General features: G+C 72.0%; 24 protein-coding genes. 15 read left to right on the top strand and 9 right to left on the bottom strand.

What is annotated here, in order from left to right; translation table 11 throughout:
- Positions 1–133: 133 nt before the first annotated feature.
- The 4 genes from HNR14_RS06210 to HNR14_RS06195 form a co-directional block, all read right to left on the bottom strand.
- Positions 134–742, bottom strand: a complete 609-nt coding sequence (locus HNR14_RS06210; RefSeq protein WP_179700339.1) for a response regulator — start codon at positions 740–742, stop codon at positions 134–136.
- Complete coding sequence (locus HNR14_RS06205) at positions 739–1,767, bottom strand: sensor histidine kinase (protein ID WP_248616246.1); 1,029 nt, start codon at positions 1,765–1,767, stop codon at positions 739–741. The genes HNR14_RS06210 and HNR14_RS06205 overlap by 4 nt, the downstream gene beginning before the upstream one ends.
- Positions 1,768–1,777: 10 nt before the next feature.
- Positions 1,778–2,674: a UbiA family prenyltransferase gene (locus tag HNR14_RS06200; protein ID WP_179700338.1), complete on the bottom strand. Its 897-nt coding sequence runs from the start codon at positions 2,672–2,674 to the stop codon at positions 1,778–1,780.
- A gap of 65 nt (positions 2,675–2,739) precedes the next feature.
- The gene (locus HNR14_RS06195) at positions 2,740–3,522 is read right to left on the bottom strand and encodes a methyltransferase domain-containing protein (RefSeq protein ID WP_218874984.1); all 783 of its coding nucleotides are present in this window, start codon (positions 3,520–3,522) and stop codon (positions 2,740–2,742) included.
- Positions 3,523–3,556: 34 nt separating this feature from the next.
- On the opposite strand from HNR14_RS06195, the gene HNR14_RS06190 reads away from it, so the two are divergent.
- The 12 genes from HNR14_RS06190 to HNR14_RS06135 all read left to right on the top strand — a co-directional run bounded on the left by HNR14_RS06190 (position 3,557) and on the right by HNR14_RS06135 (position 13,985).
- Positions 3,557–4,591, top strand: a complete 1,035-nt coding sequence (locus HNR14_RS06190; protein ID WP_179700337.1) for an alpha/beta fold hydrolase — start codon at positions 3,557–3,559, stop codon at positions 4,589–4,591.
- Positions 4,592–4,671: 80 nt separating this feature from the next.
- On the top strand, positions 4,672–5,349 hold the full coding sequence (locus tag HNR14_RS06185) for a class I SAM-dependent methyltransferase (protein WP_179700336.1): 678 nt from the start codon (positions 4,672–4,674) through the stop codon (positions 5,347–5,349).
- 86 nt (positions 5,350–5,435) lie between these two features.
- Complete coding sequence (locus HNR14_RS06180; protein ID WP_179700335.1) at positions 5,436–6,053, top strand: hypothetical protein; 618 nt, start codon at positions 5,436–5,438, stop codon at positions 6,051–6,053.
- A 94-nt stretch (positions 6,054–6,147) separates the two neighbouring features.
- A complete protein-coding gene (locus tag HNR14_RS06175; RefSeq protein ID WP_179700334.1) occupies positions 6,148–7,170 on the top strand; it encodes an alpha/beta hydrolase in 1,023 nt (340 codons plus the stop codon).
- Between the two features lie 160 nt (positions 7,171–7,330).
- Positions 7,331–7,717: a DUF6264 family protein gene (locus HNR14_RS06170; protein ID WP_179700333.1), complete on the top strand. Its 387-nt coding sequence runs from the start codon at positions 7,331–7,333 to the stop codon at positions 7,715–7,717.
- A gap of 129 nt (positions 7,718–7,846) precedes the next feature.
- Positions 7,847–8,620 (top strand): C40 family peptidase, encoded by a 774-nt coding sequence (locus HNR14_RS06165; RefSeq protein ID WP_179700332.1) that lies wholly within the window; start codon positions 7,847–7,849, stop codon positions 8,618–8,620.
- Between the two features lie 36 nt (positions 8,621–8,656).
- On the top strand, positions 8,657–8,935 hold the full coding sequence (locus HNR14_RS06160; protein ID WP_179700331.1) for a hypothetical protein: 279 nt from the start codon (positions 8,657–8,659) through the stop codon (positions 8,933–8,935).
- A gap of 94 nt (positions 8,936–9,029) precedes the next feature.
- Positions 9,030–9,473: a hypothetical protein gene (locus tag HNR14_RS06155; RefSeq protein ID WP_179700330.1), complete on the top strand. Its 444-nt coding sequence runs from the start codon at positions 9,030–9,032 to the stop codon at positions 9,471–9,473.
- A 346-nt stretch (positions 9,474–9,819) separates the two neighbouring features.
- On the top strand, positions 9,820–10,950 hold the full coding sequence (locus HNR14_RS06150; protein WP_179700329.1) for an AI-2E family transporter: 1,131 nt from the start codon (positions 9,820–9,822) through the stop codon (positions 10,948–10,950).
- 94 nt (positions 10,951–11,044) lie between these two features.
- Entirely contained in the window at positions 11,045–11,827 is a 783-nt protein-coding gene (locus tag HNR14_RS06145; RefSeq protein ID WP_179700328.1) for an FCD domain-containing protein, read from the top strand.
- Positions 11,824–13,092: an MFS transporter gene (locus HNR14_RS06140; RefSeq protein WP_179700327.1), complete on the top strand. Its 1,269-nt coding sequence runs from the start codon at positions 11,824–11,826 to the stop codon at positions 13,090–13,092. Before HNR14_RS06145 ends, HNR14_RS06140 begins: the two co-directional genes overlap by 4 nt.
- Before the next feature lie 53 nt (positions 13,093–13,145).
- Complete coding sequence (locus tag HNR14_RS06135) at positions 13,146–13,985, top strand: helix-turn-helix domain-containing protein (protein ID WP_179700326.1); 840 nt, start codon at positions 13,146–13,148, stop codon at positions 13,983–13,985.
- Positions 13,986–14,092: 107 nt separating this feature from the next.
- On the opposite strand, the gene HNR14_RS06130 is transcribed toward HNR14_RS06135, so the two are convergent.
- Positions 14,093–15,100, bottom strand: coding sequence for an NAD(P)-dependent oxidoreductase (locus tag HNR14_RS06130; RefSeq protein ID WP_343064562.1), 1,008 nt, complete (start codon positions 15,098–15,100; stop codon positions 14,093–14,095).
- Between HNR14_RS06130 and HNR14_RS06125 the strand changes: the two genes are divergently transcribed.
- Positions 15,086–15,979, top strand: a complete 894-nt coding sequence (locus tag HNR14_RS06125) for a LysR substrate-binding domain-containing protein (protein ID WP_179700324.1) — start codon at positions 15,086–15,088, stop codon at positions 15,977–15,979. The two genes, HNR14_RS06130 and HNR14_RS06125, sit on opposite strands and share 15 nt — an antisense overlap.
- Positions 15,980–16,058: 79 nt before the next feature.
- Here HNR14_RS06125 and HNR14_RS21325 read toward each other — a convergent pair whose 3' ends face one another.
- Positions 16,059–19,526, bottom strand: a complete 3,468-nt coding sequence (locus HNR14_RS21325; RefSeq protein ID WP_179700323.1) for an Ig-like domain repeat protein — start codon at positions 19,524–19,526, stop codon at positions 16,059–16,061.
- A gap of 429 nt (positions 19,527–19,955) precedes the next feature.
- Between HNR14_RS21325 and HNR14_RS06115 the strand changes: the two genes are divergently transcribed.
- Together HNR14_RS06115 and HNR14_RS06110 are read left to right on the top strand one after the other, a co-directional pair.
- Complete coding sequence (locus HNR14_RS06115; RefSeq protein ID WP_179700322.1) at positions 19,956–20,744, top strand: hypothetical protein; 789 nt, start codon at positions 19,956–19,958, stop codon at positions 20,742–20,744.
- A gap of 83 nt (positions 20,745–20,827) precedes the next feature.
- A complete protein-coding gene (locus HNR14_RS06110) occupies positions 20,828–21,721 on the top strand; it encodes a L,D-transpeptidase (protein ID WP_179700321.1) in 894 nt (297 codons plus the stop codon).
- A gap of 5 nt (positions 21,722–21,726) precedes the next feature.
- On the opposite strand, the gene HNR14_RS06105 is transcribed toward HNR14_RS06110, so the two are convergent.
- The 3 genes from HNR14_RS06105 to HNR14_RS06095 all read right to left on the bottom strand — a co-directional run bounded on the left by HNR14_RS06105 (position 21,727) and on the right by HNR14_RS06095 (position 24,936).
- The gene (locus tag HNR14_RS06105; RefSeq protein ID WP_179700320.1) at positions 21,727–23,142 is read right to left on the bottom strand and encodes an MATE family efflux transporter; all 1,416 of its coding nucleotides are present in this window, start codon (positions 23,140–23,142) and stop codon (positions 21,727–21,729) included.
- Between the two features lie 92 nt (positions 23,143–23,234).
- The gene (locus HNR14_RS06100) at positions 23,235–23,714 is read right to left on the bottom strand and encodes a MarR family winged helix-turn-helix transcriptional regulator (protein WP_021761224.1); all 480 of its coding nucleotides are present in this window, start codon (positions 23,712–23,714) and stop codon (positions 23,235–23,237) included.
- Between the two features lie 49 nt (positions 23,715–23,763).
- Positions 23,764–24,936 carry a thiolase family protein gene (locus HNR14_RS06095; protein ID WP_179700319.1) on the bottom strand — a complete coding sequence of 391 codons (1,173 nt, stop codon included), beginning with the start codon at positions 24,934–24,936 and terminating at the stop codon, positions 23,764–23,766.
- Positions 24,937–24,969: the final 33 nt, after the last annotated feature.

Here is a 24,969-nt window from a genome sequence, read left to right as displayed (position 1 = left end):
GTGTATTCACTTCGAGAAATGCGGGGATTACTTTCATTCTGTGCGCCATCGGGGGACGGCGCTGGCGGTGGCGGGCAACGGGGGTTCCTGCCACCGCCGCCTCTGTTAACGGCCCCGACCGCCGCCGCGGGCCTCAGTTCAGCAGCCCCAGCCGGGCGGCCTTCCGGACCGCATCGATGCGCGAAGTGGCGCCGAGCTTCTCGTACATGTTCGTCGTGTGCCGCTTGACGGTGCCCTCGGCGATGGAGAGCGACGTCGCGATGTCGCGGTTGGAGTACGCCTGCGCGATCATGCGCAGTACCTCCTGCTCCCGGATGGTGAGGATCGTGCCGGTGACCTCGGAGTCGGCGCCGGAATCGGCCGGCTCGTTCGCGGGCGGCGTCGCGCGCGCGATCACCGCGATCAGCTGCTCGCTGTCCACGGTCTTGGTCACGAAGGCCGCGGCTCCCGCGCGCAGGAGCTGGCGCTCGAGCACCGCGTCGCTGTGCATGGTGAGGATGACGATCGCCGTCCCGGGGTGGTGCCGGCGCAGCCGCGAGACCGTCTGCTCGGCGGGCGACCCCGGGATCTCGACGTCGAGGAGGAGCACGTCCGGGGCGTGCTCGGAGACGAGGGTCCACGCGTCGTCGCTTGAACCCCCCTCGCCGACGATGCGGAAGCGGCCCTCGATGAGCGCGCGGATCCCCTGCCGGAACATGCCGTGGTCGTCGATCAGGACGACGGTTCGCGATTCGTCTGTCATGGAGTTCCCGGGCCTCTCGGAATGGTCAGGCTGAGGGTCGTCCCGGTGCCGAGGCCCGGGACGATGTCGAGTTCGGCGCCGATGAGCTCGGCACGCTCCTGCGCCACGATGAGACCGAGCGCTCCCGAGCGCACGGTCTCATGGGCGAAGCCGTGGCCGTTGTCGCTCACCGCGATGGTGAGGCTGCGCCGGTCCCAGTGCGAATGGACGCGGATCATCCCGGCATGGGAGTGGCGGCGGGCGTTGTGGACGGCTTCGCGGATGATGATGAACGCCTCCTCCTGCACTCCCGTCGACAGCCGGTACGGCGTCCCTTCCACCGTGGTCAGCACGGGCGGCCCGGAGTCGTCGAGGTCGTCGACGTAGTCGCGCAGGGCTTCGTCGAGCCGCTTGTCGCCGACCGCGTGACGGAGGTCGAGCGCGATCGCGCGGGTCTCGTCCAGCGCAGCCCCGAAGAGCTGGAGCCCCTCCCGGAGGCGCGGGTCGGAGCCGTCGTCGATGCCGCCCAGCTCGAACCGCTGGAGGCCGGCGGCGATGCTGTGCGCCACCCGGTCGTGCAGCTCCCGCGAGATCCCGAGCCGCTCCTCGCTGTGGGCGACGGCGAGGCGCTCGAGCAGCACGTTCACGTAGCCGACGGACGCCGGGACGACGGCGGCCATGATGGCGGAGTTCAGCGCGCGCGCCAGATCGCCGAGGCTGATGTCGGCGTCGTGGTCGGCGCTGATGATCGAGAAGGCCACGTCGAAGAGCTCGGTGGCGGCGCTGAGGCTGTCGACCGGGTGGATGTTCTGGCGGGCACGCGTCTCGCCGACTCCCGAACCGTGTCGCGCCGGGGTGACGAGGCGTTCCGCGCTCGCCGGCCGGCCGAGGGTGTCGAAGGTGCGGTCGAGGATCCAGTCGACCTGGGTCGCCAGCTGCTCCTTCACCTCGGCGTCGGCGACGAGCGTGCTTTCAGCGGCGCGGAGGCGTTCGAACAGCGTCTCCAGGATGCGGTCGCGCAGCGCGACGCCGTCGTCACCGATCACCAATTCGACCTCAACCCCCCAGTGCGCCGAGCAGCGCTGCGATGTTCAGAGCGTACTGGCCGGTCATGAAGGAGCGGTAGGGACGCTTCTCGTCGCCGCGGTCGCCTCCCCGTGCGACGAGCACGAAGACGATGACGACCGGCCCCGCGAAGCCGAGCACGAGCAGTGCGCGCAGCTGCTCGACGACCGCGCCCAGCACGAGCGCCGTGGCGGACACCGCAGCGGTGCCGAGGGCGACCACGGTCCGCGCGCGCTCCTCGCCGAGCAGGACGGGGAGTGTGCGCCGGCCCTCCGCCGTGTCGCCCTCCACGTCGCCGAAGTCCTTGGTGTGGCCGACGACCACGATCCACGACGACGCCACGGTCGCGAAGGCGTACGCGGAGGCGGATACCGTGCTCGCGACGACGTGCGCCGCAGCGAGGTAGGTCAGGAACACGCCGCCCCCGGCGACCGCGAGCGCGGCGACGCCCGCCTTCTTGGCCGCCCACGGCCCGACGGAGTAGACGAGCCCCAGGCACACGAAGGCCACGACCGCGAGGGGGAACGGGCTGGGGAACAGGGTCGCCATCAGCAGGGAGACGGCCAGGAGGGCGACCGCGATGACGATCGCCGGGCGCTTGTCGAGCCTCCCGCTGGCCAGCGGCCGTGACGACCCGTTGAGTCGGTCGCCCTCGATGTCGCTGATCCCGTTGATCAGGTAGACGGCCCACACGGCGAGCAGCCAGGACGTCCCCGCCGTCCACAGCATCGGCGACGACCACTCCGCGTCTGCGACCAGTAGTGTGCCCACGACGAAACGGAGCGCGAAGACGCCGAGGACCACGGGTCTGCCCTCCAGAAAAGCCAGCCCCACCTGCGACGCGCACTCCGCGAGCGCACGGCGGTGCGGCTGGACCACACTGCTCATGGGCTCATTGTCGAGCCCTCCTCACCATTGCGGGCGGCGTGGCGGCTACAACGAAAGTCACATCTTCAGGCCGGGACTAGCCGTCCGACGACGAACAGTCTCCGGAACCCGAAGACGGTCGCGCCGTGCTCGGCCGGATAGGCGGCGCGGAGGCGGGGTCGCAACTCGTCGACGAACGCGTCGGCGCTCGGGCCGAGAGCGGCGAGGTAGGGGCGCAGGCGGGTGCCGCTGAGCCACTGCAGCACCGCGTCGTCGCCGGCGAGGACGTGCTGGTACGTCGTCTCCCATCCCTCGACGCGGTGGCCGGATTCCAGGAAGACGTCGAGGTATTCGCGCATGCTCCCGACGCGGGAGATCACGCTGCCGACGCCGTCGAGGGCGCCCGCCCAGCGCGGTTCCGCGGCGAGCCGGCGCAGCAGCACCTGGGACGGCGAGTCCTCGTTGCCGGGGATCTGCACCGCCACCGTCGCCGCAGGATGGAGGCGGGGGAGCCAGGAGCGCAGCAGGTCGCGGTGGCCGGGCACCCACTGCAGCGCGGCGTTGCTGACGACGAGGTCGACGTCGCCGGAGGGTTCCCACTCCTCGATCGCCTGCTGCCGGAAGCGCAGGTTCGCGCGGCCGGCTGCGACCGCCTCCGCGTCGGCGAGCATCTCGGCCGACGAGTCGATGCCGAGCACCTGCGCCTCGGGCCACCGGTCGGCCAGCGTGGCCGTGAGCTCGCCGGTGCCGCAGCCGAGATCGACGACGCGGGCCGGGCTCAGGCCGTCCAGCCGGCTCGTGAGGTCGAGGAACGGGCGTGCCCGCTCGTCCGCGAACGTCCCGTACAGTCCCGGATCCCAGCGCACCATACGGGCATCGTACGCACGGGCTCACAATGGACGCATGCAGCAGCGCATCGCCCGCGTCGCGACGGCCGGAGAAGCGGAGGTGGCGTACGCGACCGTCGGCCCCGGCGACGGCCGCGCGATCGTGTACGTCTCCGGCTGGCTCAGCCACCTCGAGCGAGGGTGGGCGCTGCCGGAGGAGCGTTCCTTCTACGCGGGTCTCGCCCAGGGCGCGCGGTTCGTCCGTTACGACCGCGTCGGTTGCGGACTGTCTCCGGAGCCCGTGCCGGCCCGTCCGCCGTCGCTCGCGTTCGAGCTCGAGCAGCTGGATGCCGTCGTGGCGACGCTCGGGCCCGAACCGTTCGACCTGGTCGGGGTGTCGATGGGTGCGCTCGTCGCCGTGGCGTGGGCCGCCGCGCACCCCGCGTCCGTGCGCCGCCTGGTGCTCTACGGCGGCTGGGCATCCGGATCGCAGGTCGCGGCGCCCGCCGTGCGGGAGCACCTCCTCGGCCTCATCGAAGCGCACTGGGGTCTCGGCTCCGACGTGCTCACCGACGTCTTCGCGCCCGACGCGGGCGCCGCGCTGCGTGCGGAGATCGGCCGGTACCAGCGCGCCTGCTCGACCGCCGCGACCGCCCGCGCCCTGCTCGGGATGAGCTACGCGCTCGACGTCAGCGACCTCCTGGGCAGCGTGCGTGCCCCGACGCTGGTCGTGCACCGCGAGCACGACCGCGCGGCTCCCGTCGCCCAGGCGGAGGCGCTCGCCGCGGGCATCCCGGACGCGCGCCTGGTCGTGCTGCCCGGGCGATCACACCTGCCGTACGTGGGCGATGCGTCGGCCCTCGTGGCGACCATCCGCCGCTTCCTCGGATTGCGCGCGCTGCGGGAGGGCAGCGGGATGCTGACCCCACGACAGCAGGAGGTCGCCGCCCTCGTCGGCGAGGGCCTCACCAACCGGCAGATCGCCGCGCGGCTCGGCATCGAGGAGCGCTCGGCCGAAGGTCACGTCGACCGCATCCGGCAGCGGCTCGGACTCCGCTCCCGTGCGCAGCTCGCGGCCTGGTACGCAGCTCAGCGCGACGGCCGGGCGTGAGGCGGAGCGATGCGGTCGACGCGGCGAAGTGGGGTGGTTCCACGCCTGCCCGCGTGGCCCGGAGCGGCGACGCTGAGGCCATGACCGAGACCGATACCGAGACCGATGCCGAGACCGTCCAGCCGCCCGCCTTCGAGCAGCACGCCCTCCGCGGGCGTTTCAACGCCGCCTTCTTCCACGCGATGGATCCGGTGCTGCAGCGCAGCCTCCAGCCGCACAAAGACCGCGTCTTCGCCGACCTCCCCGGCACCGTCGTCGAGATCGGCTCGGGCGTCGGGGCCAACCTCCGCTACCTGCCCTCCGGCGGCACGCTCGTCGCCGTCGAGCCCAACCGGTACATGCACGACGGGCTCGCGGCCGCGGCGCGCGAACACGGCATCCACCTGGACCTGCGCGCGCGGGTGGCCGAAGACACCGGCCTCGCCGCGGGGAGCGTCGACACCGTGATCTCGTCGCTGGTGCTCTGCACCGTGCGGCAGCCGGAGGCGGTGCTCGCCGAGATCCGCCGCATCCTGCGACCGGGTGGGACCTTCCGCTTCGTGGAGCACGTGGAGGCCGCGCCCCGCACCCCGACCCGGGCGGCGCAGCGCCTGTGCAGGCGGCCGTGGGCATGGACCTTCGAGGGCTGCTCGTGCGAACGCGACCTCGAGGGCGCGGTCCGCGCCGCCGGGTTCGCCGACGTGGACGTCGAGAGGTACCGCATCCACACGCCGTTCCTGCCGTTCAACACGCAGATCGCGGGGGTGGCGCGAGCGTGAGTGACGCCGGTCGACGGTGATTTGACAGCGTCGACCTCGGATCGCCACGATCGGTCCATGCGCACTGCGAACCCACCCGCCGTCCCGTGGCGGTGAGATCGCCCGAGGAGGCGGCCTTCCTGCTGGGAGTGCATCCGGCCGCCTCGTCCGACGACATCCAGCGCATGTACGAGTGGAGTGTGCAGACGCACGATCCCGAGGACCGCGATGGCCTCGACCTGCTCACCCAGGCGCGGGAGGTGCTGCTGCGATCACGGGGTGCGGCTCCCCGCAGGCAGGGAGGTGCGCCGCGACGTCGCGGCCTCTCCACCGGGGCGATCGTCGGGATCTCGATCGGTGGCGCGGCTCTGCTGGGAGTGGTCGCCCTCCTGGCCGGGATCGCCGTCGTCGGTCCCGGCGACGTCGCCGGCGCGTTCGGCCCGCGGCACGCGGCATCCTCGACGGAAGGAGCGGTCGAGGTGCTCGACGGCGTCACCGTCCGCTACTCGGGGGAGGGGTGGACCTTCCTCCTCGATTCACCCCAGGACTGTCCCGCGGCCAAGGTCGTCGTCGGCTTCGCGGACACGCCGGGAGGCGAGTCCGTCGACGTGCTGACCGACACGGCACCGCTCCAGGCCGGCGTGACGTACACCTACGCGCCGGCCGACCAGGCGTCCACGCATCCCTACGCGCACATCGACGAGATCGTCTGCCACGCGATGTGACGCGCGAAGATGGTCCCCCGGGACGATCTTTCCGCTCGCGCCGCTGGTACCCGCGCCCGATCCGCCGCCGGGTCGGCCGCCATACGTTGAATACATGAATACCCGCACCGACGGATCCGGTCCTCTCTCCACCCCGAACGACCCTCACGACACCCCGCCGGCCCGCGCGCCGCGCCGCGGGAGGACGTTCCTGAAAGCCACCGCGTTCTCGATCGCGGGCCTCGTGGCCGTCGTCGGCGTCACGCTCGCCGTCACCTCCATCTCCAACGCCGTCGCCACGTCGGCCGAGGCGAAGGAGATCGAGCAGTACGGCCAGAAGGTCGACGTCGACGGCAAGAAGATGAACGTCGTCGTGAGCGGCCAGGGCGACCAGACCATCGTGCTGCTGCCCGGCTTCGGCACGTCGTCGCCGGCCCTCGACTTCGGCCCGCTCACCGAGAAGCTCGACGTGGACTACCGCACCGTCGTCGTGGAGCCGTTCGGCTACGGCCTGAGCGACCAGACCGACCGGCCGCGCACCTCCGCCAACATCGTCTCCGAAGTGCACGACGCGCTCGGCGAGCTCGACATCCACCGCTACGTGCTGATGGGCCACTCGATCGCCGGCATCTACGGTCTCGAGTACGCCAACGCCTACCCCGACGAGGTGACCGCGTTCGTGGGCATCGACAGCAGCGTTCCGACGCAGCCCGGGATGGACGACGAGCTGCCGATCGGGGCCATGCAGGCCATGAAGTCGCTCGGCCTGATGCGCGTGCTGACCGACCTGGCGGGCGACCCCTACGCCGGGGCGTCGTTCAGCGATGACGCGAAGAAGCAGATGACGATGCTCTCGATGCAGAACAGCCTGAGCCCGACCTACGTCGATGAGACGGAGCATTTCTCGCAGAACTTCCGCGACGCGCAGCGGCTCACCTTCCCCCGCGACCTCCCGGTGCTCCTGTTCGTGCAGGACGACAACACCGACGTGCAGGGGTGGATGACGCTGCACGAGGAGCAGGCGGCGAGCGTCGACCGCGGCGAGGTCGTTCCCCTGTCTGGCGAGCACTACCTCCACCACACCCTCTCGGCGGAGATCGCGCAGGGCGCCCAGCGGTTCCTGAACGAACCCCGCTGATCCGCCTGCCGGGTCTCGCTCGTCGCGCCCCGGCGCGGTAACGTGGCCCGACATCGGGGGGACTCGCCTATCGGGGCGACTCGTCTGGTTCGATTTCCAGAGTCCTCCACCATTCGATCCATCGGGGGAGGGGAGGGTGCCGTACCGGCACGCGCTCTCCATGTTCGACGAACCGACGGACCCGTGGCAGGTGAACAGTCGTCCTCCGGAGAGTCGGCCTCCTTCCACCGGGGATCTGACGTCGACCATCCTTCTGCTCGTCGTGCTCCTCGTCGCGGGAGTCGCGCTCTCGTTCGTGGTGCTGCTCGAGCACATGTCCGTGGCCCGCTGCGCCGGATCGCACGGTTGCGATTTCGCGCTGCTCGGAGTCACCACCTGGATCGTGCCGGCGGTCGTCCTGATCGGCGTTGCCGCGACGATCGCCGGACTCGCCGCACGCACGAAGACCGGATTTGTCTCCTGGTGGCTCCCGCTCGTCGGACTCGTCTTCACCGGTCTGGCGTTCGTCATCGCCTCCGCCTTGGTCGACCAGGCCACCGCGATCTGAGAGAACCCGAACCCGCAGCGGCGTCCTTTGCCGGTCGCGCCCAGAGTGGCCCGCCTAGGCTCGATCGGGTTGGGGAGGCCGGTCTGCACCGGGAGCACGCACTCACGGGGACGACGCGGAAGGAACGGGATGGCCACGAGCGGACGAGCGCGCCATCGGATCGAGCCCGGGACGACCCGGCCCGGGCGGAGACGGGCTGAGAAGCCCGAGACCACGAGCCGCTCCGATGACCGTCACCGCACCGGCCGTGCCGCCGCCTTCACCGCCTCCGCCGCAGCCCTCGCCCTGATCGGGGTCGTCGCCGTCGTGCCGCCCGCCGACGCCGCCACCTCGGCCACCGCGCTCGTCGACGCCTCGATGCTTGCGTCGTCGTCGTCCGCGAGCGGTTCCGGCGCCACGAAGAGTCAGCACCTGGCCTTGGCCCGCTTCGCCGCCTCCACCATCAGCCGCGACACGCCCGTCGCCTCCGCCCTGGCGGGTGTGGTGCAGTCCGAAGGCGGCGCCGCCGGAGACCAGGCCGCGTCGGCCATCATGGACTCCCTCGCCGCGGGAGGCGCCCGGGCTGCGATCGTGAACGCCGCGCTGTCGTACCTCGGCACGCCGTACGTCCTCGGCGGCGCGTCGCACTCCGGCATCGACTGCTCGGGACTCGTGATGGAGGCGTATGCCGCTGCGGGCATATCCCTCGGCCACCTCGTGCACCTTCAGGACGACGCCGGCACCGTGATCCCCGAGTCGGAGGCGAAGCCGGGCGATCTGGTCGTCTTCGATGATGAGGAGCACATCGGGATCTACCTGGGGAACGGTACGCTGATCCATGCACCCGATGTCGGACGCGATGTGTCGATCACCACGGTCTGGCAGGGCGTCGCGCACCACTTCACCCGCATCCTTCCCGGCTGACCCGCCGCGGGAGCCTCGACGCGAACGGAGGAACCCATGTCCGTCAGAACCGTCCGAGCACTCTGGTGCATCGTCCCCTTCGCGCTGGTCGTCGCCGTCGTCGCCTTCGCCCTCGTCGGCGCTCCCGGGATCGATCACGGACTCTCGACCACGAAGGTCCCGTCGCACACCGTCCTGACCCGTCGCGAGTGGGTCGACATCGGCATCGGCCTGCTCTTCACCCTGATCGCCCTGGTGACGGCCGCGCGGCTGCTCGGCGGTCGCCGCCGCACCGCAGCAGCCGCAGAACCCGCAGAGGCCCTCGTCACCAACTGAGATCCCGCCGCCGAGGTTCACGTAGTGGCGGCTTCGGGTCCCGGAATGAGCGCAACGACGTGAACCTCGGCGCCACGCTGGCTAGGCTCCCGGCATGGAGGGCTGGGGGAGGCGCGTCGTAGCGAGTGCGCTCGCGGCCGCGCTCGCGCTGACATTCGCCGGTTGCGGGTCGTCGGCCCGTTTCGGGATCGACCGCTGCCTGCCCGCCCCGCTCGAGGTGGCGCCGTCAGGGCCGGACGCGGGAACCACGGTCACCGTCTCCAGCCCCGCTGCGGAATGCGACCTCGGCTACTCCGCGGGGCACACGTACTCCGTCACGCTCGTCGCAGAGGGGGTGCCGGGCACTCCGGGCACCCAGACGCCGCCGGTGGAGGTGGAGGTCGCCGCCGACGGTTCCTTCAGCGTCCCCCTCGCGATACCGGACGACTTCCCGCGCGGCGACGCGTCCGTCGTCGTGACCGGGAGTCCGTACGACGAGTGCGGGAAGGACGGCACCGGATCCTGCGCCGGCTACACCGCGGCCGTCCGCGTCCGCTGACAGGGGGTCCCTGCTCTCGGCGATCGTCCAGGCTTACCGGCGGAGACCGCCGAGGATGCTGTCAGCGATGGCAACCAGGAACTCGGCTGCACGAGACGCCCACAGTCGCAACGTCCAAGGCCGTTCTTGCTCCATCGTGCACGCCCTGTCTTGATCCGATCGACACATGTTAGCGGGCCGACCCGATTACGCGTAGAGCCAGTTGGCGATCGCCGGGTGAGCTGCGAGTCAGATCTCGGCGGATGTCAAGGTCCTCCGCCCCGGAATGGCCCGGTGGTACGGTCGTGGTCCGGGCCTGTGCGGGCGGGCGCGGGATGGCCGAGCACCCGCGCTGAAGGCAGGGGACATGAAGCGCAGAAGCGATCCGGAGGCCGTGGCGGGTTCGCCCGCCGCCAGCGCCGCTCCTCATAGAGGTACCCTGCGCCGCATCCACCCCTTCACGTTCGGACTGGTCGGCGCGCTGGGCGTGCTCGTCGCCCTGCTGATCGGCTCCGTCATCGGCCAGCTCTCGACGGTGCTCGTCTACATCGGGCTCGCGCTGTTCCTTGCCCTCGGCCTCGACCCCATCGTGTCGTTCATCGAGCGCAAGCTCCCGCGCGGCGCCGCGGTCAGCATCGTGGTTGCCGTGGTGATCCTGGCGTTCGCGGGGATCATCCTTGCCATCGTCCCCGTGCTCGTCCAGCAGATCACGCACCTGGTGCAGACGCTGCCGACCACCATCGAGGACTTCACCAAGAGCAGTTGGTACAAGGACGTCACCAACCAGTACGGCGACAGCATCCAGCAGGGCCTGGACGGCGTGCTCAACTTCTTCAAGGACCCGGGCAACCTCGCCACCATCGGCGGCGGCCTGATCGCGGTCGGCGCGGGCATCGCCGGCGGACTGACCGGCGTGACGATCGTGCTCATCCTGACCCTGTACTTCATGGCGTCGCTGCGCTCGATCAAGCGGATCGCCGCCCGCTTCGTGCCGGAGTACCGCCGCGAGGGCTTCGCCGAGCTCGTCGACGACGTCTCCGGTGCGGTCGGCCGCTACGTGATCGGACAGGCGAGCCTGGCGCTGATCAACGGCATCCTGAGTCTGATCTTCCTCACCATCATCGGTGCGCCCCAGCCTGCGCTCCTCGCCCTGATCGCCTTTCTCGGATCGCTGATCCCGCTGGTCGGAACGCTGATCGGCGCGATCATCAACTCGCTGATCTGTCTGCTCGCGTCGCCCCTCACCGCGCTCGTCGCGTTCATCTACTACCTGGTCTACATGCAGGTGGAGGCGTACGTGCTCAGCCCGCGCATCATGAACAAGGCCGTGGCGGTGCCGGGCGCGATCGTCGTCATCGCGGCGGTCGGCGGCGGCACGATCGGCGGGATCCTCGGGGCGCTTGTCGCGATCCCGGTCGCGGCCAGCGCGATCATCATCATCCAGAAGGTCGTCTTCCCGGCGCAGGACCGCAAGGTGGTTCCCCCGATCGACGCATAAGTCGGGCGGGGGCCGGCGAGGGGTCGATTCAGCCGGTTTGCCATGTCGGCAAACTTTGTCCGACATTTGATCATTTGCTGCTAGCGTGGCCGTCATGCCTCGCCTCGCCCCGAACGTCCCGCTCTCGGAACGCATCGCCATCCAGCTGCGCCAACGCATCGCCGAGGGGGAGTTCCCGGTCGGCACCCTGCTCCCGACCGAGGTCGATCTGGCCCGGGAGTTCGACGTCAGCCGCGGCTGCGTCCGGGAGGCCGTTCGCTCCCTCGTGCACGCCGGGATGCTGGGTGCCCGCGCCGGGTACGGGACGTTCGTCGTCGCGACCAGCGATCTGGCACCCGCGCTCGCCCGTCGGCTCGAGCACGACCGCATCGCCGACGTGCTCGAGGTGCGGCTGCTGCTGGAGCGCGAAGGCGCCCGGCTGGCCGCGACCCGCGCGACGCCGGGGCAGCGGGAGGTGCTGGCCGAGGCGCTGGCGGAGCGCGCCACCGCCCGCGACACCGGCGACGCCCCCGCGTACGCCGAGGCGGACCGCCGGTTCCACCGCGCGATCTTCGAAGCCTCCGGCAACGTGCTGCTGGCCGAGCTCTACCGCGGGGCAGGCGGCAACGATCAGGCGCTCCTCCACCTGGACTCGCCGGACGTCGACCTCGACGCCCTCGCCGACGACATCGCGCGCATCGACGCGACGCACGTCGAGCTGGTGGCGGCGATCGAGGCCCGCGATCCGGATCGCGCCGCGGACGCCGCCGAACGGATGGTGCACGTCGCCCACGCGCAGGCCGGGTTCGAACCGTCGCAGGATGACCAACCCACGGCGCAGCCCACGGCCCAGCCCACAGCCCAGCCCGCCGACCAGCCCGAGGAGAACGCCCGATGAGCACCGAGACCCGTCCCACCCCCGCCCAGCGGGCCGCGCGGGCGCCCGCCGCCATCCGCCCGCTGCGGCCCGCCCTGGTCATCGCCGGACTGCTGCTCGTGGCCGGCAACCTCCGCGCCGGCATCACCACGGTCGGCCCGGTGCTCGCCGAGCTGCAGCACGACCTGGGGCTGTCGTCGCTGACGGCGTCCATCCTGATCAGCCTCCCGCTGCTCGCGTTCGCGTTCGTGTCGCCGGTCGCCCCGGCGTTCGCGCGCCGCCTCGGCCTCGAGCGCGCGCTCGGCGTCGCGCTCGCCAGTCTCGCGGTCGGGCTCGTGGTCCGCTCGCTGCCCGGACTGCCGCTCCTCTGGGTCGGCACGGGGCTGCTCGGCGTCGCCATCGCGATCCTGAACGTGGTGCTGCCCGCGCTTGTGAAGCGCGACTTCCCGACCCGCATCGGGCAGGTCACGGGCGCCTACTCGGCCGTGCAGGCCTCCTTCGCCGCGATCGCCGCCGGTGCCGCCGTGCCGGTCGCCGCGCTCACAGCGTGGGGCTGGCGCCTCCCGCTCGGGATGTGGGCGGGCCTCGCGCTCATCGCCCTCGCCGTCATGGTGCCGCAGCTGCGCCGCCGCACGGTCGTGCCGCCGTCCGAGGACGACGTCGCTCTGACCGAGCCGCACCACACCGCGCCCTCGGGTCGCGCGGCCGGCGCCCGGTCGCCCTGGGGCACGGCCATCGGCTGGCAGGTGACCGCGTTCATGGGGCTGCAGTCGGTCGGCTTCTACGTGTTCATCACCTGGCTTCCGTCGATGGAGGGCGCGGCCGGGGTGGATGCGGCCGCCGCCGGTGTGCACCAGCTGCTGCTGAACGCCTTCGGCATCGGGGGCAGCCTGCTCGCCTCCACGCTCATCCCGCGCTTCCGCGACCAGCGACTGCTCGCCGTCGCCGGACCCGCGCTCTTCGCGCTCGCCGCGCTCGGCGTGCTGCTCGCCCCGCAGCTCGGCGGTGTCTGGGCGAGCATGGCCGGGCTCGCCGGCGGGTCGAGCATCGTGCTCGCGCTCTCGTTCTTCGGCCTGCGCACCCGGCACCATGACCAGGCCGCCGCACTCTCGGGGATGGCCCAGTCGGTCGGCTACGTGCTGGCCGCCGCGGGCCCGATCGCCGCGGGTGCGCTGCACGACGCGACGGGCTCGTGGACGCCGGCGCTCGCCATCCTCGTCGGGCTGCTCGCCGTGCTCGGCGTGTTCGGCTACCTCGCGGGGCGCGCTCGGGTGATCGCGGACTGAGCCCGCCGCTACGGATTCCCGGTGCATGACCCATGCCGTAGGCTCGGTGCACCATGAGCGAAGGGCCGTCGAACGAGGCACCGGCGCCGGCGGGGTTCGGCTTCCGCCAGCGGACGGCCGGCGACGCCGTGGAGACGTGGGACGTCACCCTCGACGGCGTCGGGTTCGCCCGGCACCGGCACGAGACGTACGGGATCGGCGTGACGCTCTCCGGCGTGCAGCGGTTCTACTACCGCGGCGAACACCACGCGGGGCTCGTCGGACAGTGGCACATCCTCCACCCCGGCGAACTGCACGACGGGATGCCCGGAGACGCCGAAGGCATCGCCTACCGCATCTTCTACGTCGACCCGGCGGCGATCCGCGCGGCGGGTGGGACGACGGGCCTGCCGTTCGTGCGCGACCCGATCGCGCGGCCCGACCGTCTGCCGCTCCCCGGCGCGGCCACGGTCGCCCGCTGGTCGGCCGCGGGCGACGAGCTGCAGGAGGTGGAGGTCGTCGAAGCGCTCGCGCGCGTGCTGGTCACCGCCTCCGGGGGCGCGTCGCCGGCATGGTCGAAGCGGGTCGACCTCCCCGCCGTGCTTCGGGTGGCGCAGGCGCTGCGCGACGAGCCGCAGTCGGGTTGGAGCGCCGCGCGGCTCGAGGGGTTGTCAGGGCTCAGCCGGTGGGAGCTCGCCCGGCAGTTCTCGGCGGCCCTCGGCACGAGCCCGAGCCGCTACCGTTCGGCCAGCCGGGTGCGGGCGGCGCGTCGGCTCCTCGCCGACGGCTGGTCGCTCGCCGACGCCGCCGCCGCGGCCGGGTTCAGCGACCAGGCGCACCTGACGCGCGTGTTCCGCGAGACGCAGGGGCTGACGCCCGGCCGCTGGCGCGCCGCGCAGCGCGCCCCGCGCTGACCCGCGCTCCGCGCCCCACCTCCACTCCTCCCCGCCGAGCGGTCGAATTCTTCGCCGCCTCGGCCGTTTCGCGTGCACTTCGTGCCGCCTCGCCGCCCGGCCCCTCGTCAGCGGCGCGAGAAGGGTGCCCGCGCCGCGAGCGCGGTGACCACCGCGGCCATGTCCTCGCCCGCCCGGCCGCTTGCAGCGGTCTCGGTGAACAGCTCGCGGCACACGGTGATGAGGGGATGGGCCGAGCCTGCTTCGCGCGCCGCGTCCTCGATGAGGGCGGCGTTCTTGAGTACGTCGCCGATCGCCGCCTGCGGCGAGAGGTCGCCGTCGACGAGCTTGGCCGCCTTGCCGCGCGAGACGGCGGAGGCCATCGGGCCGGCGTCGAGCACCTCCCGCAGCACCCGCGGGTCCGCCCCGGTCACCTCGGCGAAGTGGAACGCCTCCGCGAGCCCCGTCACCATCGTGATGAGGAAGGTGTTGACCGCGAGCTTCATCGTGAGCGCCGCCGGAACGGCGCCGCAGACGAACCGCTGCGCACACATCGCGTCGACGATCGGCGCGACCTCGGCGACCGCCTCGTCCGGTCCGGCCAGCATCGCGACGAGCGTCCCCTCGGTCGCGGGGACGCGGGAGCCGGAGACGGGCGCCTCGACGTACGCACCGCCCGCTGTCGCGATCGCGGCTGCGAGCCCTCGGGAGTAGCCGGGCGTCATGGTGCCCATCTGCAGGACGATCCGGCCGGCCACCCGCTCGGCGAAGGCCGGACCGGCGCGGTCGAGCACGGCGTCGATCGCGTCCTCGGTGGCGAGCATGAGGATGACGGTGCGGCAGCGGGCGAACAGGTCGTCGACATCCCGGGCGATCGTGGCGCCGGCCTCGGCGAGCTCGGCGGCGGGGCCGGGCGAACGGTTCCAGACGACGAGGTCGACACCGGCCGAGAGGAGGTTGGCCGCCATCGGCCGCCCCATGATGCCGAGCCCGGCGAAGCCGACGGGGGAGGAGGTGGCGGAGTGCATGCTCCAGGGTCGCCCGCGACGGCACGCCGGGTCTTGAACGGATGTGCGACTACGGTGGGAGTCGCCACAACCGTCCCTTGTGTCTGGAGCCGCATGCGCGAACCCGATCTCGACAGCCTCCGCCTGCTCGTCGGCGTCGCCGCGTCCGGGAGCCTCTCGCGAGCCGCGCAGGCGACCGGCGTCTCCCAGCAGGCCGCGTCGGCGCGGATGGCCGCGCTCGAACGCGACCTCGGCGTCGCCCTCCTGACGCGCACTTCCCACGGCACCCGCCCGACCGGAGCCGGCGCGATCGTCGTCGAGTGGGCGACTGAGCTGCTCGCCGCCGTCGACCGATTCTCGTCCGCCACGGCGGCGCTGCGCGCGCCCGAGTCCGGGAGCCTCCGCGTGGCCGCGAGCATGACGATCGCCGAGCATCTCGCCCCGGCGTGGCTCACGGTTCTGCGGGCAGCCGAGCCCGGCGTGCGCATCGAGCTGACCGCGGCGAACAGCGTCGGCGTGGTGGAGGCCGTGCGCGGCGGGGCAGCGGATCTCGGCTTCATCGAGACCCCCGACCTCCCCGCGGGACTCCCGCACCGCACGATCGCGACCGACGAGCTCGTGGTCGTCGTCGGCCCCCGACATCCGTGGGCCCGACGCCGCTCGGGCGTGACCGCCGCCGAACTCGCCGCCGCCCCGCTCGTCGTCCGCGAGAGCGGCTCCGGGACGCGCCTGGCACTCGAACGGGCGCTCGCCGAGGCGGGTCTCGCACCCGTCGAACCGGCGCTCGCGCTCTCGACGACGAGTGCGATCCGCTCCACCGTCGCGGCCGGCGCCGGACCGGCCGCGCTCAGCATCCTGGCCGTCCGCGACCAGCTCGCGCAGGGCTCCCTCGTGCGGGTGCGCGTCCTCGACCTGCGCGTCATCCGCCCCCTGACCGCGATCTGGAGCGGAGGCGCCGCGCCCGCCTCGTCCGCCGCGGCCCACCTCCTCCGCCTCGCCGCCCGCTGACACCGCCCGCGCCAAACCGCCGAGTACGCGATTTCTCTGCGTACTCGGCGGTTTTTGGCCCCAGGTTCTTCGTACTCGGCTACTCCGCGATGCGGCGGCGGCGCGAGGCGGCGAGGAGGCCGGCTCCTGCGAGCAGCACGGTCACCCCGGCGAGCAGCCAGAGGCCGATCGCCGATCCCGTCTCGGCCAGCGCGCTCGCGCCGGCCGCAGCCGAACCCGTGCCGGATCCCGAGCCGGTCGATCCCGCTCCGCCCGTCTCGGATCCGCCGGTGGAGGCCGCCGGCGCGACGGTCACCGCGATCGGGTCGGAGGTGGAGGCGCTCGCGGTGGCGGTGCGGGCGAAGGAGGCCGTGATCGCGTGATTGCCGGCGGCGAGACCTCCGGGGAGCGTCAGGGTCGCGACGCCGTCCACGACCTCCACCTCTCCGAGCACCGTCGGCGCGGCCACCGCGACGAGGGCGGAAGCCGTCGCCGTGGGAGCGGCGGCCGGCTCGCCTCCGTCGAGGAAGGCGACCGTGCCCGCGGTGTCGCGGCCGGTCACCGTTGCGGTGAAGGTGACCTTCTGCCCGGCCGTCGGCGTCGCCGGGGACACGGTGACCGTCGTCGCGGTCGGTGCGAGCACCGAGACCGACACCGTCGCCGCACGGCCCGAACCGGAGCCCGTCGCCGTCGCGTCGGCGGGACCGAGGTCGGCGTCCTCTGCGACGGGCACCACGACCGAGGCCGTGCCGTCCGCATCCACGACCGCGGTGCCGAGGTCGGTGGCGCCGTAGCGGAACGCCACGGTCTCGCCGGCCCGGTACCCGGTCGCGCGGAGGGTGAACGAGTCGCCCGGAGCGACGTCCTCGGCCGAGGTCTCGAGCGGGACGGGGTTCGTCGCGGCGGCGAGCTCGGCGCACACGTCTCCCTGCGCGCCGACCGGGGCCAGCGCGGGAGCGGCACCCGTCACCCCGTCGTCCTCGCGGACGGTGAGGTTGGCGAAGGCGCTCGCGCCCATGACGGCGTTCGTGCTGTTCGTCACGCTGACCTTGAAGGCCGTGCTGGGCGAGGCGGAGGCGGCGGTGTTGCCGAGCGTCGGCACGGTGACGGCCTTGCAGGTCTCGCCGGGGGCGAAGGCGACCTTCTCCATCCCGATCCCGACGCCGACCGATCCTGCCGCCGCACCGATGACGCTGACGTAGGCCGTGACCGCCGACTTCTCCGCGCGGTTCAGGTAGACCGCGACGTCGGCGCTGCCGGGGCCGTTGCCCTCCTCGACAATCGTCGGCGCGACGTTCACCGAGGTCCGCGTCTGCACCACGGCGGTCCCGACGGACGGGGTGTCGAAGGCCAAGTCGGAGAGGTAGACGCCTCCCGTTCCGGTGCCGTCCGCGCCGACCGCTGCCGTGAGACGCACCTCACGCACGTCGGTCAGGTCGATGCCGGTGATGGTGGAGGTCGGGATGGTCAGCTGCTGCAGCACGACCTTGTTGAGGGTCGTGTTCGTCCCGCCCGGCATGCGGTTCACGGCGAGCGGGTTCACCGCGGAGGCGGCGATCGCGAACGTCTTGCCCGCGCCGTCCACGACGGTGATCCGGAAGTCGGTGCCGTTCTGCACGGCCTCGTCCGGCGCCGTCTTCAGCGTGAGCTGGGACTGTCGCGAGACGTCGCGGTGTTTCGCCGGGACGGTCACGCGCAGCTCGCCCGTGCTCGGCACGGCGGGATCGGTGGTCGATGCTCCGGTCCAGAGGAACCGGGTCACCGGGAACTCGGGCACGTTCGGCGCGAACGATCCGGGAGTCCAGTGCGGCACCTGGGCGGAGGCCTTGGTCGTGGCGCAGAACGGGAGCGACTGCGGCACGGTGCGGCCGGTCAGGTTCGTGCAGACCACGGCGGTCGCGCCTCCCGAGACGCGCACGAGCGAGCTCGTCTCGGTGAAGTCGTTCACCAGGGAGGTCTTCGAGGCGGGCTGCGTCGCCATCGTCCGCACGTCGGCGTAGGTCGTCGACGCGGTGGACGGCTTGACCGATCCGTCGAACAGCGACTGGAACTGCGTCTCGCCGCCCATGGTGAGGCGGAAGAAGCCGGTCATGTAGCTGACGCCGACCTGGTACTGCTGCGCCGCCGTCATGCGCGTCGGGTTGGTGGTCGCGCAGGTCGACGTGGTGTCGGTGGTGCGCCAGTCGTCGCCGGTGGCGGCCGGGTAGAGGCCCGGCGTCCACACGGTGTTGAAGAAGTTGTGGTTCGCTCCCATCACCCAGACGGCGGAGCGCAGCACGTCGTCGTCGAACGCGTGGCGCGAGTCGTCGATGAAGTGCTGGCCCTGCTGGTTGGAGACGTCGCCGTCGCAGTAGGGGAGGAACACGGCGGTCGGCACGTCGGGCAGCGTCATGCGGCCGAAGTCGACGGGTGCGAGCGGGAGCACCGACTCGATGCCGTACGGCTTCGCCAGCGCCTGGTTGAGGGTCGCCGCCGAGACGACGCCCTCGCCACCGCGCGAGTGGCCCATGATGCCGACGTGCCCGAGGTCGAAGCGTCCCTTCAGCGACGCGGCGGTGATGCCGGAGGCGGCGGCGGGCTGATCGGTGCGGGTGGTCGCCCGCACGAGGGCCTCATCCAGGGTCCGGGTCGTCGTGGTGCTCGGGACGGTGCTGGTCGCGGTGGTGATGTCGTCGTACGCGACCGCGTCGCCGGCCGTGGCCTTCGCCAGCATCCCGAGGGTGTCGAGGATGAGCTGGCCGCGGGCCTGCGCGCCGTAGTCGAGCGCGAGCTGGTTGTCGTTCGAGTTGACCGAGTTGGCCGCGATCGAGAGCACGTTGTAGCCGCGCGAGGCCAGCGCCCGCGCCGTGCCCTCGTAGCCGAGGTACGAGCGGATGTTCATCTGCGTCGGGCCGCAGGGCCAGCGCAGCGGGTTGGCTCCGGTGCCCGAGCACGAGGTGTGGCGGCCGTGCAGCAGGACGATCGTCGGCCGGGCGCCGGCCGCATTCGTCAGGTACATCTTGCCGGTGAGCTCGCCGCGGATGCCGCCGATCGCGGCCAGCGGTACGGCCTGGTCGCCGAAGTCGTACTCGGCCTCGGTGACCGCGTACGAGCCGAGGTCGGCCGGGTCCTCGACGGCGGCGAGCTGTGCGAACGACTTCAGCTGCTTGGTGAGGGTCGTGTTCTCGGGGACGGCCGGTGTGGCCGGAGCCTCGGGCGTCTCGGCGGCCTTGTCGTCGTCACCGCTCGACCATCCCTTGGTGACCGAGGAGGCGTTCGCGACGGCCGGGTCGGTGGTGACGACCCCGAGGGTCAGTCCGTCAGCCGACTCCGTGGCGAGGCCGATCGGCTCGCCGTCGACGACGAGGGTCGGTGCGTCGTCGACCATGGGCAGCGGCTCGTCGAGCTCGAGGGTGACGACGTAGCCGCCGGGGGAGGTGGTGACCGCCCAGTCGGAGCCGGAGGCCACGACCGGGTCGGGGGCGGGAGCCGCGAGGGCGGCGGGGGCGGTCGTCAACGCGACGACCGGGATGAGGGCTGCGGCGACGGTGAGCGCGATCCGTCGTCGTACAGGCAGGCGTTTGGGCACGGTTCTCCTAGCTCGGGGGCGTGGGGGAAGGTCGCCCGGGCATGGCGAAGCAGCCGGTCCGGGCGGCGAGGAGGAGCAGTGAGAGACAGGCTGAACGGTCTCTCAGAAAGGAGGTTATGGGTACCGGGATCGCCGGAGGGGCCGCGGAAACGGACTGGTAACACAACGTTTACGGCGGGCAAATAAACCAGCCACCGGTGATCAGAAAGCGCTTGCAGATGTCAAGCGTCGCGCCTCCCCAGTCCGAGGGGAGGAGGGTCTCCACCACTGGCCCAGCGGGACGTCGGCTGCGGAGAGGAGCGACGCGTCTACTGAACGCATGTTCGGCACTACGTAAATCGAGCCGGAGGCCGAGACCGCGCATCAGGCCGCCTCCTAGATTCGCACGTGGGCGACCTCGCCCGTCTACCTCACCAGTCAGGGAGTTCCATGCTTTCCACCACCAAGGTGCGCGCAGCGTCCGTTCTCGGTGCTGTCGCCGTCGCCGGTGCTCTGTCCCTCTCCGCCGTCCCCGCCAATGCGGCCGGCGCCGAGATCTCGCTCGCGTCGTCGACGTTCACCATCGGGGACTGGGGCTCCGGCCTCGCCGTCACGGGTTCGGGCTTCGACCTCGACGCCGACGTGACCGTGTCCCTCGTGGACGTCGAGTCGACCGGCCCGACCGTGCTCGACAGCATCATCACCGAGAGCGACGACGCCGGCGCCATCCTGCTGGACTGGACGCCGACCGCCAACGCCATGACGGCCGACTACGACAACGGCTACCTCGCGGTCGTCGCGACCGACGGCTCCGGCAATCTGGCCGCCGAGGTCCCGCTGACCCTGTTCGCCCCCGAGGGCATCTGGACCGACGCCGCCACCATCACGACGGCCGAGCTCGCCGACGAGAACGTCGGCGCCATCGTCTGGGCCGGCGGCTACACGCCGGGCGAGAGCGTCACCACGACCATCGTCTACAACGGCTACACGTTCGAGCACACCGATCCGGCGGACCGGTTCGGCGGCATCGCGTTCAGCTGGTCGCTCGTCGGCGGCACCGTCGAGGCCGGGACCATCGACTTCACCGTCGTCGGAGCCGACTCGAAGCTCTCGCAGTCGATCAGCGTCGCGGTGACCGGCCCCACGATCGAACTCGGTGGCGCTCCCGATGACGAGGTCACGCCGGTGCAGGTCTCGCCCGCAGGCGGCGCGGTCACCAGCCCGCGCGTCGCCGGCTGACCCTCAGCATTTCCGGCCGGCGGCACCTCGCGGTGCCGCCGGCCGTTTTCCGTTCGATCAGCCCGGACCACCGGAGAGCGCTCATGCCGAAGCCCCGCACCCTCATCGCCGCCGCGTCCGCCGTGGCCGTCCTCGCTGCCGCCATCGGCCTGACGGGCTGCGCGCAACCGGACCCCACGCGTACTCCGAAACCCTCCGCGTCGGTCACGGCCGTACCGACTGAGGCCGCGTCCACAGCCCCGCCCGTTCCCGCTCTGACACGTTCTGAGATCGCCGCGCTGCCCGCCGCGGTCTATGACGCCGTCGTCCCCGGCCTCCTGCCCGCGCCGGCCGGGAAGCTGACGGCGCCGACAGCGCACCGGGTGATGTTCGACGTTCCGCTGTTCGGCGCGGACCGTGCGACTCCCGTCGCCCGCATCCCGGCCACGGACTTCCGAGGCCAGCGCACCGTGGTCGTGCCCATCCAGCTCGACGGGCCCTGGGCGCTCGTCCTCACCCCGGCGCGGCAAGTGCTGCCCTCGCAGGTCGCGGCAGGCGAGGCCGCCGCCCCCGCGCAGACCGCGGCCTGGATGCCGGCCGCGAGCCTGGCCGGCACGACGACCCTCACCAAGTCGGTGCGCATCTCGGTCGCCGAGCAGTCGCTGAGCATCCTCGATGCTGCGGGCACGGTGACGGCCTCCTGGAAGGTGGGAGTCGGCACCGACGAGACGCCGACGCCGACCGGCGTCACGGGCTACCTGCAGGCCCGCTACACCGATCCCGACCAGGGGCAGTCCGTGCACCCGATCCAGCTCACCTCACTGCATGCGACCGCCGCCGACGAGCCCTTCGGAGGCTCTGACGGCGGCTTGATCGGCATCCACTATTTCGAGCAGAGCAGCGGCGCGGTGTCCCACGGCTGCGTGCGCCTCCCGGCGGACGCGCTCACGGCCGTGAACGCGCTGCCGCTCGGCACCCTGGTCGTCATCGAGGGCTGACGGCCTCAGGCCGCCACGGCCTCCTCGGCGGCGGCCAGCGCGGCCTCCGCCTGCTCGGGAGTGGCGACCAGCGCCTTCCGCGACGCGGCGAACAGGGTGGCGCCGAGGACCAGTACCAGCAGCTCGGTGACCGTCATCGCCCAGATGAGGCCGGTGATCCCGAACACCGCGTTGCCGATGAGCACCACCGGGATGAACAGGATGCCCTGCGCGACCGACATGATCGTCGCGTTGCGCATCTGCTCGGTGGCCTGGAAGACCGCGATGATCAGGCCGGTGAAGCCGTTGAACAGGGTCGAGACCAGCATGGCGGTGAGGATGAGCGTGCCGTCCTCGATGACCGACGGGTCGGCGCTGAAGAGCGCGAACACCTGGTCGCGGAAGAGGAAGACGATCGTGGAGAAGACGAGCACGATCCCGGCGATCGCGACGGCGCTGCCGGTGATGGCCTTGCGCAGCCGGGCGCCGTTGCGGGCGCCGAACGCGTAGGCGAACAGTGGGATGGCGCCCATGAAGACGCCCATGCAGATCATCTCGGGCAGCTGGGCGATGCGCAGTGCGACACCCATCGCGGCGAGCAGGGAGGCGCCGTAGGCGATCGCGATCCAGTTCATGACCAGCGTCGTGACGATGAGGAACGACGACATCAGCAGCTCGGAGGCGCCGACGCCGAACACCGTGGTGAGCATCTCGCGGTCGGCGCGGAAGAAGCGCGGCGCGAGGGAGACGGATTCGCTGCGGCGGGAGAGCCACCACACGTAGTAGGCGACCGTCACGACGTTCGAGAGGCCGAGCGCGATGCCGGCGCCGAGCACACCCCAGCCGAGGCCGAGGATGAAGACGACGTCGAAGAGCAGGTTCGCGATGGTCGAGGCGATGAGTCCGGTCATGGATGCGACAGCGGCACCCTCCGCCCGCACCAGCTGCTCCAGCGCGAAGGCGGAGACGTAGATCGGGGCGAAGGCGAACATCGCGCCGATGTAGAGCGCGGTCGGCGCGAGCGAGGCGCCCGACGCTCCGACGGCCATCGCGATCGGCGTCGCGAAGATCACGCCGAGCACGCCGATGACGACGCCGCCGGCGATCGCCCCCCAGAAGGTGAACGACGAGACCTGCTTGATGCGTGTGGCCGCAGCCTCCACGTCGGCGCCGGGCTCCTCCTGCGATCCGAGGAGGCGCGAGACGAACGTGCCGCCGCCGACCCCGAAGACGCCGCCGACCGCCATCACCAACGCGAAGACCGGGAGGGAGAACGTCAGCGCGGCGAGCAGCGGGGTGGAGTGGAGGGCGCCGACGAAGCCGGCGTTGATGATGTTGTAGACGGCGCCGACCGAGAAGCCGGCGATCATGGGCACGCAGAGGTGCACGAGAGCCCGCCAGATGGGGGCCGATGAAAGGGTGAGGCGGTTGGATGAGGACATGACGATGTCTCCGTTCCGGTGAACGGCTGGGAAGCCTGGTGATCAGGGGGATGCCGGCGCGAGGGCGGGTGCCGGCGCGCGGCGGATGCCGGCTAGCGGCGGCGGCTGCGCTCGGTGGTGCCGGGCGGCGGGGCGTCGCCCGCTTCGACGATGGAGTCGGCGAGCGGCTGGAGCAGGGCGATGAGGGCGTCCTGGTCGGCGTCGTCGAGCACCGCGAAGATGCGCTCCTGCGCCGCGGTCATGACGTCGTCGAATCCGGAGACGACCCGGGAGCCCTCCGCAGTGGCGCGGATGAGCTTCACGCGGGAGTCCGTCGGGGACGGCTCGCGCGTGATGTAGCCGCGCTCCTCCAGCCCCTGCAGGAGGCTGGTGACGCTGGCCGGCGTGGTACCGGACATCTCGGCCAGTTCGCGGGCGATCACTCCGCGGTCCTGGTTCTCGTCGAGGTAGGCGAGGGTGAACGACTGTGAGCGGGTGAGTCCGCTCTGGCGGATCCACTCCTCTCCGGCGGCCCGCTGCGCGAACAGGATCGTGCGCAGGAGGTCGGCCAGCCGCTCGGTTCTCGATGTCATAGTTAGAACTCTAATCATTAGAATTCAAACTGTCAACACCCGGCCATGGTCAGGCCTGCAGGACCACCGCCATGCCCTGGCCGACGCCGATGCAGATGGCGGCGACGCCGATCCCGCCGCCGCGCGCCGCCAGGGCGTGCGCCAGGTGCCCGACGATCCGCGCTCCGGAGGCGCCGAGCGGATGCCCGATGGCGATCGCGCCGCCATGCACGTTGACCTTCGCCGGGTCGAGTCCTGGCCAGAGCCGCAGACAGGCGAGGGACTGTGCGGCGAACGCCTCGTTCAGCTCCACCAGGTCCACGTCGTCCCAGGTCAGGCCACTGCGGGCGAGGGCGCGTTCGACCGCTGCGACCGGCGCGATCCCGAAAGCGTCGGGCTCGTTGCCGACGACCGTGCGGGCGACGATGCGTGCCAGCGGGGCGGTGTCGAGCGCGCCCTCGGCGCCGAGGAGCAGCATCCCCGCCCCGTCGTTGAGCGGGGAGGAGTTGCCCGCCGTCACCGTGCCGCCCTCGCGCCGGAACGCCGGCGCCAGACCGGCCAACGCCTCCGCCGTCGTGTCGGGTCGGATGCTCTCGTCGCGATCGAGCGCGACGCCCGGCACGGGCACGGCCTCGCCATCGTATGCGCCGGCGTCCCACGCCGCGGCCGCTCGCCGATGCGACTCCAGTGCGAACGCATCCTGCTCCTCGCGCGGGATGCCGAACCGATCGGCGAGCAGCTCGGCCGTCTCACCGAGGGGCACGGTCCACGCGGGCGGCATCGCCGGGTTCACGAGTCGCCAGCCGAGCGTCGTGGAGACCAGCGCCTGGTCGGCCGCGGGATACGGCCGGTCGGTCTTGGGGAGCACCCAGGGTGCGCGGGTCATGGACTCGACGCCGCCCGCGACGACGAGGGAGGCGTCCCCGGTCTCCACGGCGCGGCTCGCCTGCACGACCGCCTCGACACCCGACCCGCACAGCCGGTTCACCGTGGCTCCCGGAACCGTGACCGGGAGGCCCGCGAGCAGCACGGCCATCCTGGCCACGTTGCGGTTGTCCTCGCCCGCCTGGTTGGCGTCGCCGAGGAGCACGTCGTCGATGGTCGCCGGGTCGAGGCCGGGATGCCGGTCGACGAGGGCACGCAGCGTGGAGGCGGCCAGGTCGTCCGGGCGGACCCCGGCGAGGGCCTTGCCGTAGCGGCCGAACGGCGTGCGCACGGCGTCGTAGACGAACGCGGCGGTCATGCTGCCTCCTCCGGTCGCCGCTTCGTCGCGGGC

The sequence above is a fragment of the Leifsonia naganoensis genome, from assembly GCF_013410615.1.
Taxonomy (GTDB): domain Bacteria; phylum Actinomycetota; class Actinomycetes; order Actinomycetales; family Microbacteriaceae; genus Leifsonia; species Leifsonia aquatica.
This window is presented reverse-complemented; position numbering and strand designations above follow the sequence as displayed.